Annotated in this window: 14 protein-coding genes; 6 read left to right on the forward strand and 8 right to left on the reverse strand. The window is 46.5% G+C overall.

The genetic code is table 11. From position 1 onward, the window contains the following. Window positions 1-110: 110 nt before the first annotated feature. The 4 genes from J6600_RS11510 to ytaF all read right to left on the reverse strand — a co-directional run bounded on the left by J6600_RS11510 (window position 111) and on the right by ytaF (window position 2,832). Window positions 111-848: a glycerophosphodiester phosphodiesterase gene (locus J6600_RS11510; RefSeq protein ID WP_015240188.1), complete on the reverse strand. Its 738-nt coding sequence runs from the start codon at window positions 846-848 to the stop codon at window positions 111-113. Between the two features lie 87 nt (window positions 849-935). Beyond that, complete coding sequence (locus tag J6600_RS11515; protein WP_017418119.1) at window positions 936-1,562, reverse strand: N-acetylmuramoyl-L-alanine amidase family protein; 627 nt, start codon at window positions 1,560-1,562, stop codon at window positions 936-938. Window positions 1,563-1,581: 19 nt separating this feature from the next. After that, window positions 1,582-1,899, reverse strand: a complete 318-nt coding sequence (locus J6600_RS11520; RefSeq protein WP_014721488.1) for a hypothetical protein — start codon at window positions 1,897-1,899, stop codon at window positions 1,582-1,584. 309 nt (window positions 1,900-2,208) lie between these two features. Beyond that, window positions 2,209-2,832, reverse strand: a complete 624-nt coding sequence (gene ytaF / locus J6600_RS11525; RefSeq protein ID WP_209387422.1) for a sporulation membrane protein YtaF — start codon at window positions 2,830-2,832, stop codon at window positions 2,209-2,211. 146 nt (window positions 2,833-2,978) lie between these two features. Here ytaF and J6600_RS11530 point away from each other — a divergent pair, with 146 nt between their 5' ends. The 6 genes from J6600_RS11530 (at window position 2,979) to alr (ending at window position 7,292) form a co-directional block, all read left to right on the forward strand. Further along, a complete protein-coding gene (locus J6600_RS11530) occupies window positions 2,979-3,611 on the forward strand; it encodes a helix-turn-helix domain-containing protein (RefSeq protein ID WP_014418348.1) in 633 nt (210 codons plus the stop codon). A 296-nt stretch (window positions 3,612-3,907) separates the two neighbouring features. Further along, a complete protein-coding gene (locus tag J6600_RS11535; RefSeq protein WP_014470646.1) occupies window positions 3,908-4,045 on the forward strand; it encodes a hypothetical protein in 138 nt (45 codons plus the stop codon). A gap of 93 nt (window positions 4,046-4,138) precedes the next feature. Then, window positions 4,139-5,257, forward strand: coding sequence for an NADH-dependent flavin oxidoreductase (locus J6600_RS11540; protein WP_032863662.1), 1,119 nt, complete (start codon window positions 4,139-4,141; stop codon window positions 5,255-5,257). A 126-nt stretch (window positions 5,258-5,383) separates the two neighbouring features. After that, window positions 5,384-5,596, forward strand: coding sequence for a spore germination protein (locus J6600_RS11545; protein WP_029973891.1), 213 nt, complete (start codon window positions 5,384-5,386; stop codon window positions 5,594-5,596). Window positions 5,597-5,721: 125 nt separating this feature from the next. After that, complete coding sequence (locus J6600_RS11550) at window positions 5,722-5,934, forward strand: spore germination protein (protein WP_014418351.1); 213 nt, start codon at window positions 5,722-5,724, stop codon at window positions 5,932-5,934. 176 nt (window positions 5,935-6,110) lie between these two features. Beyond that, entirely contained in the window at window positions 6,111-7,292 is a 1,182-nt protein-coding gene (alr, locus tag J6600_RS11555) for an alanine racemase (RefSeq protein ID WP_017418123.1), read from the forward strand. Window positions 7,293-7,439: 147 nt separating this feature from the next. Here alr and spo0A read toward each other — a convergent pair whose 3' ends face one another. From spo0A to ahrC, 4 genes are all read right to left on the reverse strand, one after another. Continuing rightward, window positions 7,440-8,240, reverse strand: a complete 801-nt coding sequence (gene spo0A, locus J6600_RS11560) for a sporulation transcription factor Spo0A (protein ID WP_003153177.1) — start codon at window positions 8,238-8,240, stop codon at window positions 7,440-7,442. A gap of 280 nt (window positions 8,241-8,520) precedes the next feature. Beyond that, window positions 8,521-9,801 carry a SpoIVB peptidase gene (gene spoIVB, locus J6600_RS11565; protein WP_209387423.1) on the reverse strand — a complete coding sequence of 427 codons (1,281 nt, stop codon included), beginning with the start codon at window positions 9,799-9,801 and terminating at the stop codon, window positions 8,521-8,523. A gap of 163 nt (window positions 9,802-9,964) precedes the next feature. After that, complete coding sequence (recN, locus tag J6600_RS11570) at window positions 9,965-11,695, reverse strand: DNA repair protein RecN (protein ID WP_007408359.1); 1,731 nt, start codon at window positions 11,693-11,695, stop codon at window positions 9,965-9,967. Between the two features lie 31 nt (window positions 11,696-11,726). Then, a complete protein-coding gene (ahrC, locus tag J6600_RS11575; protein WP_003153173.1) occupies window positions 11,727-12,176 on the reverse strand; it encodes a transcriptional regulator AhrC/ArgR in 450 nt (149 codons plus the stop codon). Window positions 12,177-12,179 lie beyond the last annotated feature (3 nt).

Consider the following 12,179-nt stretch of genomic DNA (forward strand, 5'->3'; position numbering starts at 1 on the left):
ATAACGCTTACACAAAACGCCCTGTTACAATATATGAACCGGCTGACCGAGTTATGATCGCACCGCCTTTTTCCTGCCCATAAAAAAAGAAGACTGTCTGAACAGTCTTCTCAGCTGCGGCATTCTTCTTTTATAGAAACAGCCAGCTTTGGATAATCGGTAAAAATTGCGTCTGCTCCCGCTTTCATCAGCTGCTTCATATCCTCAGGACGATTGACGGTGAACGGACGGAGCGCCGCTTGGTGTTTTGCAAGATGTTTGATCACTTCAGCGCTCACCGCCGGCGTACCGAGCTTCGGATGATAACCCGAAGCGGGAATGGCTGCAAGATACCGTTCAGGCCGGTACAGCACATCCATTGTCAGCACCGCCCGTTCAATTTCAGGCGCCAGGGCGTGGCAAACCGCGAGACTCTCATGATTAAATGAAGAAAAAATAACGCGCTTTTCCAGTCCGTAATATCTGACTTTTTTAATCACTTCTTCTTCCATTCCTTCGTAACGGAATACACTGTTTTTCAGCTCAATGTTTATCAGAAAATCAGCACGTTCCGCAAAACGCAGCACATCTGACAAAAGCGGAATTCTGACACCTTTAAAAGCATCTTTCCATTTTCCGGCGGCATCGGCGGTTCTGATTTTGTCATACGCCGTATCTTTCACAAATCCTTTCAAAGACGTCGTGCGGTCGAGGGTTTCATCGTGAATGACCACGATCCGGCCGTCTTTTGTCATCTGTACATCAAGTTCAATTCCGTCAGCCCCGTCCTCAATCGCTTTTTTGAACGCGGGCATCGTATTTTCCGGGCAGTCGCCCGACGCCCCCCGGTGGGCAAAAATATTCGTCATATGTGTCACCTCAGGTGTTTGTCATCGGTTTTCTCTATTATAATCGTTATGCACATAAGGAGGGCGCTATTTACACATATTTTATAATTACCGGCCGCTGTAATAGGTTTCGATTCCGTTTACAACGGCGTCCGCGGCGTGCTCTTGTCCGTTATCGCTTTTTAGCTTGTCCGCATCTTGAGGATTTGTGATAAAACCTAATTCAGCCAGCACACTCGGCATCTTTGAATATGTAATGACATAAAAAGGAGCTTCTTTTACGCCTCTGTCCTTCATCCCTAAAGACGTGACAAGCTGCTGCTGGATGTCGGAAGCAAGCCTTTCGCTGTCTGCGCCTTCATATGTCGAATTAAAATACGTTTCCGTGCCCGATGCCGTTGATACGGCTGAATTCGTATGGAGGCTGACGAATAAATCGGATTGGCTGGCGCTTGCTTTCGCCACCCGCTCGTCCAAACGTAAAAAAGTATCGTCAGTCCTTGAAGCTACAGGTTTTGCGCCTTCTGTCTCCAATTTGGCGATCACCTTGTTTGACACCGCTAAATTGATGTTTTTCTCAAGCAGTCCATTTCCGCCGGCCCCGCTGTCTTCTCCGCCATGTCCGGCATCGATATAAATGGTTTTCCCTTGCAAAGGTTCAGCTGCATAAGCAGACGGCGCAAGCAGAAGCAGAGCGGCACCGAAGGCAGCAGCGCTTTTTGTCAGTAAACCCACGTTTTTTTCCTCCCCGTTTTCACATATCTGTTTCTTTTTTCAGTTCCTCAAGCCGTAATTGTCCGTTGCTCTCTTTTTTATAGGTGATTTGCACCGCCGTATGTTCAGGCAGAGACTGACATTCAAACCGCTTGGCGAAAGGCACCTTCACCTCTTGCCTTTCTCCGTCAATTTCGACCGCGATTGTATCGTTTCCGGCCGCTTTTATAAATGTTCCTTCCTGTGTAAATGACGGCGCCGCATCAGCCTCCGCGGTATACTCGCAGCCTGATAACAGCCATGCGGTGAAGATCAGAAGTATGACAGACTTCACACAGATCACCTCACGTTTTCTCATTCGGCTTTATCTTTGAACAGAATGGCCGATTTGTAAAGGGAGCCTTCATTCCTCCAGCGCTTTTCCATATTTGGAATGAAGGCTATCTGACCTGCTGTTTACCTGAACTTAGAAAGAAAACAAGCTGATCAGTCTATGAAAAAGGTTCTGTCTGAAGGCCGAATATGCAGAATTTAACGGAAACGGACGACTTTCTGTTCATTTTGAAAAAATATCAGATCGGCAAAAAAAAGAGAGCCGCGTCATGCGCTCTCCCGAATAGAAACATTCATATTTATTTTGAGCTTTTCATAAAATGAACGGGACAACTTAAAAGAGCAGCGTATTGGCGGCAATGATGAGAATAATCACTCCGCTCAGCACCGTGCTGAACTGTCCGACGTGAAAAGAACCGATGCGCAATGATGCGGCTTTTTTTCCAAGCGAGCAGCCGACCCATATGGTCAAAAAGCTTCCGACCGCCGCAGTGATGGAAATGGCAGCGGGAGAAAGCCCGATCAACCCCGCGCTTAATCCGTTGGTCAGCGCATTTGCGGATACGGCCACCCCGAGAACCATGGATTCCAATATACCGATTTCTCCCGAACCGTCGGCATCCGCTGCCTCCGGATTTTGCAGCAGACCGGCAAAACGGCCTTTTTTTCCTGACGCGCCAACACGCGCTGTTTTTCTCGGCACAGCCAGCAGAATGATGCGGATACCGATGACAGATAAAATAAACGCCGCCAGCAATACAGGAAGAAAGCCCGGTAAAACGGCTGAAATCCATTTGCCGAAATAAATTCCGAGATAACTGAATACAAAACAGATAAAAGCGATCATCATATTCGACGCATGCGATATTTTGATTTTTCTGATGCCGTATGACATCCCCACTCCTAAATTATCAATGCTCGAGGACACTGCCAAACCTAAAATCAATAACCAAGCCATGTTCGTTTCTCTCCATTCTTTGATTTCTTTTCAACATGTTGTGCCGTTGAATCTACACTATCCTATTCAGCCGCACAGAAAAGGTACCTTTTCTGCAAAAATTATTGATTAATGATCATCATTCCGGCGGAAACGAGGTGACACCCTTGACAGAAAATAAAAATAAGACACTGGGGCCCCTTTTAAAATCACTGCTTGATAAGCACTCGCTCTCCATGAGAAAACTCGGCGCCTTAACAAACATTGATACGGCCACCATCTCCCGGATTATAAACGGCAAGCAGAAGGCCAATTTAAAGCATCTTCAGGAATTTTCAAAACATCTCCGCACCCCGCTGGAGGAATTGCTTGAGGCGTCAGGCATAGACATCGGCCATGAAAAAGAAGCTGCGCCGCAAGACCCGATGCACGCGATTCAGGATATGCTGAATATGGCCGAGATGTTTGATCAGCCTTTTTCTCGGGAGCAAATTGAACGCGAACTGACCAGATATGAACAATATGCCAAAACCCAGCAGGGCCATCGCCTGATTTGCGATGAGTTTCAAAAGAAAATGGACAATGAAGAAAGCGTCGGCCCTTTTATTGATCATTTGAAAAACATGCATCACCAGTATATGGATGAATCAACACCGGCTGAAGACCGCGCGATTCTCGGGAGCGCGCTGCTGTATTATATTTTAGCGACCGACGTCATTCCGGATTACATGTTTCCGATCGGCTACCTGGATGACGCCATCGCTGTTCAAATCGCTTTGAACCGGCTGAAAAAAAAGTAAAGGCGCTTAAAAAAGCGCCCTTTTTGTGTTGAAAAATATGAAACACCGCATTACGGTTTTGTCAAAACAGAGACAGCTGTCATATGATACATCAACCTAACAAAAAGGAGGGTGTCTTCTATGGACAGCAACACAGTTGTGGCAGTGTGCGCTCTGTTAAGTGTTGTGATTCAGATCGGAACGATATTCGCCGCAGGAAAGTGGAAAAAAGAATAAATAAAAACAAATTGACGGTTTTTTCGCACAAGCGTATGCTTATAAATAACCTTGTAAAAGATAAGAAAGAAGATATGCATATGAAAAAAATCATTCTCCTCTTCGCCGCCGCTGTCATATTCAGCTCGATCGGCCATCAAATTTCAGGAGGATATAAAGATCCTGAAAAGGAACGGAGAAAACCGTTTCATTCGTTTAAATGGTTCAGCCGGTCATAACCTCAGGAAGAAGAACAAGCAAAATAATTGCACACAATTAAAACATAAGCTAGAATACGGACGAGTTAAACTCCTAAGGAAGAAGGCGAAATGATGAAGCAAACTTATAAACCGCTGTTTGAACCTTTTACGTTCGAAAGCGGCGTCACCATACCAAACCGTATTTCAGTCGCACCCATGACACACTATTCATCAAATGATGACGGAACGATTTCCGACCGTGAATTAAGCTACATTACTCCCCGTTCAAAAGAAATGGGCATGGTCATTACGGCATGTGCAAACGTAACGCCGGACGGCAAAGCGTTTCCAGGCCAGCCCGGCATCTATGATGATTCTCACATTCCCGGCTTGAAAAAACTCGCTCAGGCGATCCAGTCTCAAGGAGCGAAAGCCGTTGTGCAGATTCACCACGGTGGATTGGAATGCCCTCCTGAACTCGTGCCAAACAACGACGTCGTCAGTCCGAGCGGCTCAGAAGAAGACGGGAGACAAACGTCCCGGGCTCTCACCGAACAAGAAATTGAGCACATCGTGAAAGCATTCGGCGAAGCGACACGCAGAGCGATTGAAGCCGGCTTTGACGGTGTTGAAATTCACGGGGCAAACGGGTACCTGATTCACCAATTTTATTCACCGAAAACCAACCGGCGCACAGACCGCTGGGGCGGAAGCGATGAAAAGCGCCTTGCGTTCCCGCTTGCAGTCGTTGACGCTGTCAAACAGGCAATTGATACACACGCTGAAAATCCATTCGTTCTCGGCTACCGCCTGTCACCGGAAGAGCCGGAAACACCGGGGCTTACAATGAAAGAAACATTCATGCTCGCCGACGCGCTTGCGGAAGAGAACTTGGATTATCTGCATATTTCACTGATGGATGTCAATTCCAAAGCCCGCCGCGGGGCGGATACTTCACGGACCCGGATGGATTTATTAAACGAACGCGTCGGCCATAAAGTGCCGCTGATGGCCGTCGGTTCCATCTATACCGCGGACGAAGCGCTTGCCGTATTAGAAAGCGGAATTCCGCTGGTGGCTCTGGGACGTGTCATTTTGATTAACCCCGAATGGGCGGTGCTGGTCAAAGAAGGCCGCGAACAGGAAATCGAAAAAGCCATTCAAGCATCTGAAATTGAGAAATACCGACTTCCTGAACCGTTATGGGAAATGATTCAGAATACAGGCGGCTGGGTGCCGTTTGAAAAGTAGACTAAAAAAACTGCCGGATGTTCGGCAGTTTTTTTGATTCACAAGTTTTTACCGCTTTGTTTACTCCTATTTCTAACACACAGCGTACATATAGTAAATAGAATAATAGAAAGGAGACCGTATATGATGGCTGGTTTTCCTATTACGATTAACAGTCTTTCCGGAAACGGGGTTGTCAATGTCGGCGGTGCGTTTTCGATAAGTCCTTTAACCGTATCAAAAACCGTCTACGGCTCAGGAGGGGGAAATACAGGGTTGGTCCTGCAAATGAATCAATCCAGTACATCTCAATCTTCAAGCTCTCAATACTCTGATCAAAATGTAACGAAAACACTATGACATCCCCATTTCCCTCCCTTTCCGGCTGGCAGCAGCCGGATTCTTTTTGCCGTTTTGTTTAATCTTCTTCCATATCACAGCGTACATATAGTTAGTAGACTGCGAGAGAAAGGAGAAAAAATAGAATGAGCGGTTGCCCGATTACGATAAACAACGTATCAGGAAACGGAGTTGTCAATGTTGGCGGCGCCATATCCATCAGTCCGCTGACTGCATCAAAAACCGTTTTCGGTGCCGGAGGGGGAAATATCGGCATTGTCATTCAAAACAATGCTGTGAGCCACACCAAAATGTTTGAACATCAATTTTCAGATCAGAATATTGTAAAGTCAATTTAAGGGCTGCCATGCAGCCCTTTCAGCATAAATAAAGCAGGCGCACTGATTTCCTGAAACCTTGATTTTTAAACATCAGCGATCACCTTCCCTTGTTTTGAATGATTTCAGTTCAAGATGAATAGAATGCAGATTGAAAGCATGAGTACTGAAACTCATTAAGGAAAGAAGGAATCGTGATGAAAAAACTTTGCCGGGAAGTTTGGATTGAAGTTGACCTTGATGCGATAAAAAAGAATGTACGGGCGATCCGCCGCCATATTCCGAATACGTCTAAAATTATGGCCGTCGTAAAAGCGAACGCTTATGGCCACGGGTCTGTGGAAGTAGCGCGGCAGGCACTGGAAAGCGGGGCGAGCGAGCTCGCTGTCGCCAGCGTCGAAGAGGGAATTGTGTTACGGAGAGCGGGAATTACGGCACCTATTCTTGTGCTCGGCTTCACAGCTCTCAGCTGTGTGAAAAAATCTGCCGTTTGGAACATAACATTATCAGCGTTTCAGGTCAGCTGGATCAAAAAAGCGAATCGGATATTGGAAAAAGAAGCAGATTCGAAACGGCTGTCCATTCATATCAATGTGGATACCGGAATGGGCCGGCTGGGTGTGCGTACGGAAGAAGAACTTTTAGCAGTGGTGAAAGCGCTCAAGTCGAGTACATACCTATCATGGGATGGCATCTTTACACATTTTTCAACAGCGGATGAACCGGACACTGAGCTGACGATGCTGCAGCACGAAAAGTTTATCAGCTTTCTCAGCTTTTTAAAAAATCAAGACATTACGCTGCCTACCGTGCATATGTGCAATACAGCCGCCGCTATCGCCTTCCCGGAATTCAGCGCCGACATGATCCGTTTAGGCATTGGGTTATATGGTTTATATCCGTCCGCCTCGATAAAGGAACTGAACCTCGTGGATCTCACACCCGCACTAAGTTTAAAGGCGCGTATCGCTTATGTGAAAGCTATGGTGACAGATCCCCGGACCGTCAGTTATGGCGCCACATATATCGCCGAACCGGGTGAAATCATCGCGACGATTCCGATCGGCTATGCTGACGGTTACTCCCGCGCCCTGTCCAACCGCGGGTTTATTCTTCACCGCGGCAGACGAGTGCCGGTGGCGGGGAGAGTGACAATGGATATGATCATGGTCAGTTTAGGTGAGAATGAGGGCAAACAAGGAGAAGAAGTCGTCATCTACGGTAAACAACAAGGAGCCGAGATTTCCGTTGATGAAATTGCCGAAATGCTCGGTACGATCAGCTACGAAGTCTTATCTGTGTTAAGCCGCCGCGTCCCCCGCTTTTATTTCAGAGACGGCAAAATCATTAAAATATCAGCTCCGGTATTATACGTGTAGACGGCATAAACCCCGCATTTATGTATAAAACAAGTACCGGCGTGGGTGATTCCCATTGTTTTCGTCAGCAAAATTTCAAAACGCCTTCTCTTCCGCGTTCATGCACGGAAAAGAAGGCGCGAAAAAGACATTTAGCCAAAAGCTTTGTTACGAAGCTTTATGCTCCAATCTCAGCTTGTCAGCAACCATCGCGATGAATTCTGAATTGGTTGGTTTTGCTTTTGTCATGCTTACCGTATATCCGAACAGTGAAGAAATGGAATCAATATTTCCCCTGCTCCATGCGACTTCAATGGCGTGGCGGATGGCCCGTTCTACACGGCTTGCGGTCGTGTTGAATTTTTTGGCGATGTCGGGATAAAGGACTTTTGTGATGCTGCCGAGGAGTTCAATATCGTTATACACCATGGAAATGGCTTCCCGCAAATAAAGATAGCCTTTGATATGGGCAGGCACACCGATCTCATGGATAATGCTTGTAATGCTGGCATCGAGATTTTTCCGCTTCGGCTCCGGCTGGCTGCGGATAATGCTGCTTTGCGCGGACGGCGCACGGTGTGTGACACTGCTGACATTTCCGCTTACCTGGCGGATATGGCCGACAAGGTTTTCCATATCAAACGGCTTCAGGATGAAATAGGACGCGCCTAAATCGACGGCTTTTTTCGTAACGTCTTCCTGACCGAATGCCGTCAGCATGATGACGTTCGGCTGCTTCTCGAGCTCTGATTCCCGCAGACGCTCCAAAACCGCAAGTCCGTCCAGATGCGGCATGATAATGTCTAAAACGAGCACATCGGGATTCTTATCTTTAAACAAAGAAAGACATTCTTGTCCGTTATAAGCAACGCCGATCACTTCCATATCATCCTGTCCCTCTATATATTCACTCAACAGGCTTACAAGCTCTCGATTATCATCAGCAACACAAACTTTAATTTTCTCCACGTTTCTTCCTCCCCCAATGTATTAACAGGACGCAACCCATTTGACTGCTACATGTTACATTCGACAAAACCACTACTTCCCCTTTTAAAAAATCCATATTTACCAATAATAGTGGTATATCTTTGTTTTTCTAGCATTTTCTAGGTTTTTCGACTAAAAATTAAGTTTGACAAATCAGGAAACGTGAATTTGTCGAAAAATCTTCATGTCTTATTTTACATGAATCCAGGAAAGAAGTGAAGAACGCATCACATAAAAAAACTGCCGGATCATCCGGCAGTCAGCTTGCTTTGTCTTTCCCGTAAACATTAACACCCGCTTCAGACAGCATCCATTCGATATGAACGCCGTAGCCGCTTGTCGGATCATTGACAAATACGTGGGTTACGGCTCCGACGACCTTTCCGTTCTGGATGATCGGGCTTCCGCTCATCCCCTGAACGATTCCGCCGGTTCTTTTCAGCAGTTTCGGATCTGTCACTTTCAACACCATTCCCTTTGTCGCCGGGAATTTTTGCGGCGTGGTGCTGACGATTTCAATATCAAATTTCTCTACTTTATCGTTTTCAATAACCGTCAGCATTTGCGCAGGTCCTTTTTTTACTTCATTTGACAAAGCAATCGGAAGCGCTTTGTCGGAAATGTTGTTTTTAATCGGCTGATGCAATGTCCCGAAAATGCCGAACGGGCTGTTGCGGTTAATATCGCCGATCGTTTTCCGTTCTGACGAAAACCTTGCCAGTTTTTCGCCGGGATTGCCGCCTTTTCCTTTTTCAATCGATGTTACAGTTGAACGGACGATTTCTCCGTCTTCTACAACAATCGGTTTTTTTGTATCCATATCAGAGATGACGTGGCCCAATGCGCCGTATTTTTTTGTTTTCGGTTCAAAAAATGTCATGGTGCCGATGCCGGCTGCCGAATCGCGGATATAAAGGCCGATTCGATATTTCCCCTCGGCTTCGTCCTTTGTCGGAATCAGCTTTGTTTTGATTTTTTGCTTATCGCGTTTCACCAATAAATCCAAAGATTCACCGGTTTTGCCCGCTTTTTGAATAAACGGGGCGATGTCGCTCATTTTTTCAATTTTATGTCCGTTCATTTTAATAATGATGTCGCCAGATTCAATTCCCGCTTGTTCTCCCGGAGACTTTTTCCCATCCTTTGTCATCACCTGGTGAAAACCGACCACCAAAACACCGACTGAATGCAGTTTTACACCGATGGACTGTCCGCCCGGAATGACCTTCAATTCTGGAAGGACACGCACTTTCGTTTTTTTAATGGGAAATCCGGCAAGATCATATACTACTTCTGACCGGCCTTGTGTTTGCCCTGTTATGTTTGCATGGCCGTGCTCTTCTTTCAGCGTAAAGGCTTCTGATAATTCGCCCTTTTCAGCGCTTATTGATGCATTGACCGGAACGGCTTGTGTCTGGTTTTCAAAGACGCTCATTTCTGACGGTATCAGTAAATATTCTTTAAACGGCTTAAAAAAGCCTACACTTAGTAAAGAAACAAGGAGAATTACACCTATTGCTTTCCTCATGTTATCGTGCATTCATTCCTTCACTCTCCTCGCTCCTATCCCACACCACTTTCTTTTTCTGCTACATCTATACTTTTGCCTTCCTGCGCTTGATTTATAACCGGCATACGAAGAAAAACATTGGATACACTGTTAGAGAAATGGAACAAAAAAATAAGCTGCCTGTATCAGCAGCTTATCCTGTCGTTTTTACCTGTCCGGCCTGTTTTAAAAGCTCTTGTGCATGCCGTTTTGTCAGATCGGTCACTTCAACGCCCGCAATCATGCGGCCGATTTCCGCTACCTTGTCCTGTTTGGAAAGCGGCGTGACATGCGTTGTCGTCCGGCCGTCTTTGAATTCTTTTGCGATCAGAAGGTGCGTATCCGCCATGGCGGCAACCTGCGGCAGGTGTGTAATGCAGAGCACCTGTGAACCGGTCGATACTTTATGGATTTTTTCCGCGATGGCTTGGGCAACCCGCCCGCTTACACCGGTGTCCACTTCGTCAAAGATGATGGAGGTGACATCCTGCTGGGAAGAAAAAATACTCTTCATCGCCAGCATCACCCGTGAAAGCTCGCCTCCGGACGCGACCTTTGACAGCGGTTTTAAAGGCTCACCGGTGTTTGTTGAAATTAAAAACTTCACAAGGTCAATCCCCTTTTGGGTAAGCTGCACGGGCTGCCCGTTGACAACCGGTGCTTCACTTGCTGACGGATCGGTTTTCACGAGAAATTCCGTATCAAACGTTGATTTGCCCATATACAGACTTTTTAATTCCTGATGAATCGCTTCCGCCAGTTTCTTAGCCCAAGCTTTTCTGATTTTTGATAAATTGGCGGCTTCTACGGCCACATCTTTGCCGACCGACTCCAGTTCCTTCTTCAGCGCTTCAAGGTGGCTGTCGCGGTTCTCGATTTGATCGATTTCCTCTTCTATTTTGGAGCCGTATTCCAAAATGTCTTCTACCGTCGCTCCGTATTTGCGCTTCAGCTGTTTGATCTCATTTAAACGGGTTTCAATAAAATTCAGCCGTTCCGGGTCATATTCCAGATCATCTAACAGATTGCGCATCTGAAAGGTGGCATCCTCCAGCAGATAATAGGAACTTGACACACTTTCTGACAGCTTTTGCAGCGGTTCATTGATATCCGAAATATCTTCAAGCTGGGCAGAGGCCATTCCGACCCAGTCAAGCCCCCCCTGCTCGCTGCGGAGCGCATTATAGGCGTTTTGCAATGATTCATAAATTTTTTCAAAGTTGGATATCTGCTTCCGCTCTTCCTGAAGAAGCTCGTCTTCATTCAATTCAAGCTTCGCCGACTCGATTTCTTCAAGCTGAAATTGAATCAGGTCTAACCGATGCGCCATTTCCTGCTCGCTTTCTGACAGCTTCTTCACTTTTTTGAGCAGCTTCATATAACGCTCATAGCCTTCATGGTAAGCCTGAAGCGCGGATTCGGCCTCAGCGCCCGCAAACCTGTCCAACAGCTCTAAGTGTTTATCGTCCTCCATTAACAGCTGGTTATCATGCTGTCCGTGAATATCTAATAAAAGTCTGCCGATCTCCCTTAAAGCCGCAATCGTCACTAATTTTCCGTTGACACGGCAGACGCTTTTTCCTCCGGCATTAATGTCCCTTCTCATGACAATCATGTCGTCAGATGCGTCTATTCCCTGCTCACGGCATACTTCAAAAACGGGATGACCGCTGTCCAAAAGAAACAGTCCTTCAAGCTCGGCCTTTGTTTCACCGTAACGGACAAATTCAGACGAGCCGCGGCCGCCGACTAATAGGGAAACGGCGTCTATAATAATTGACTTGCCGGCCCCTGTTTCTCCCGTCAGGACGGTGAGCCCCCGCTCAAACGAAATCGTCAGTTCCTCTATAATGGCAAAGTTTTTTATTGATAGTTCAGCTAACAAACAGCATTCCACCTTTTATCTGATAATTACGCTACAGCAGCTCCAAAAGACGGCTTTGTACGCCTTCCGTATCTTCAGGCGTCCTGCAGATGATTAAAATTGTGTCATCTCCGCAGATCGTGCCCATGATTTCTTCCCATTCGAGATTATCCATCAGAGCGCCGATTGCCTGAGCATTCCCCGGCATCGTTTTTAATACGATCATATGGCTTGCTGAGTCAATTTTTACGAACGCATCCATTAATGAACGCTTCAGTTTTGACAGCGGATTGAACCGCTGATCCGCCGGCAGGCTGTATTTGTAGGAGCCGTTGTTCGTCGGCACCTTTACGAGATGCAGCTCTTTAATGTCTCTGGAAACAGTCGCCTGGGTTACCTTATACCCTTCTTCTCTCAGCATGTCAACTAAGTCATCCTGTGTTTCAATCTCATGGCTTGTAATAAGCTCTCTGATTTTTATATGCCTTTGGCCTTTTGTCATGTA

It is taken from the genome of Bacillus sp. LJBV19, assembly GCF_017797845.1.
GTDB classification, from domain to species: Bacteria; Bacillota; Bacilli; order Bacillales; family Bacillaceae; genus Bacillus; species Bacillus velezensis.

What these genes read in the sequence shown, in the direction of transcription:
- J6600_RS11510 (WP_015240188.1), bottom strand. Translation starts at nt 848, where the DNA reads ATGACGAATATTTTTGCCCACCGGGGGGCGTCGGGCGACTGCCCGGAA.
- J6600_RS11520 (WP_014721488.1), bottom strand. Translation starts at nt 1,899, where the DNA reads ATGAGAAAACGTGAGGTGATCTGTGTGAAGTCTGTCATACTTCTGATC.
- ytaF (WP_209387422.1), bottom strand. Translation starts at nt 2,832, where the DNA reads ATGGCTTGGTTATTGATTTTAGGTTTGGCAGTGTCCTCGAGCATTGAT.
- J6600_RS11535 (WP_014470646.1), top strand. Translation starts at nt 3,908, where the DNA reads ATGAAAAAAATCATTCTCCTCTTCGCCGCCGCTGTCATATTCAGCTCG.
- J6600_RS11540 (WP_032863662.1), top strand. Translation starts at nt 4,139, where the DNA reads ATGAAGCAAACTTATAAACCGCTGTTTGAACCTTTTACGTTCGAAAGC.
- J6600_RS11545 (WP_029973891.1), top strand. Translation starts at nt 5,384, where the DNA reads ATGGCTGGTTTTCCTATTACGATTAACAGTCTTTCCGGAAACGGGGTT.
- J6600_RS11550 (WP_014418351.1), top strand. Translation starts at nt 5,722, where the DNA reads ATGAGCGGTTGCCCGATTACGATAAACAACGTATCAGGAAACGGAGTT.
- alr (WP_017418123.1), top strand. Translation starts at nt 6,111, where the DNA reads ATGAAAAAACTTTGCCGGGAAGTTTGGATTGAAGTTGACCTTGATGCG.
- spoIVB (WP_209387423.1), bottom strand. Translation starts at nt 9,801, where the DNA reads ATGCACGATAACATGAGGAAAGCAATAGGTGTAATTCTCCTTGTTTCT.
- ahrC (WP_003153173.1), bottom strand. Translation starts at nt 12,176, where the DNA reads ATGACAAAAGGCCAAAGGCATATAAAAATCAGAGAGCTTATTACAAGC.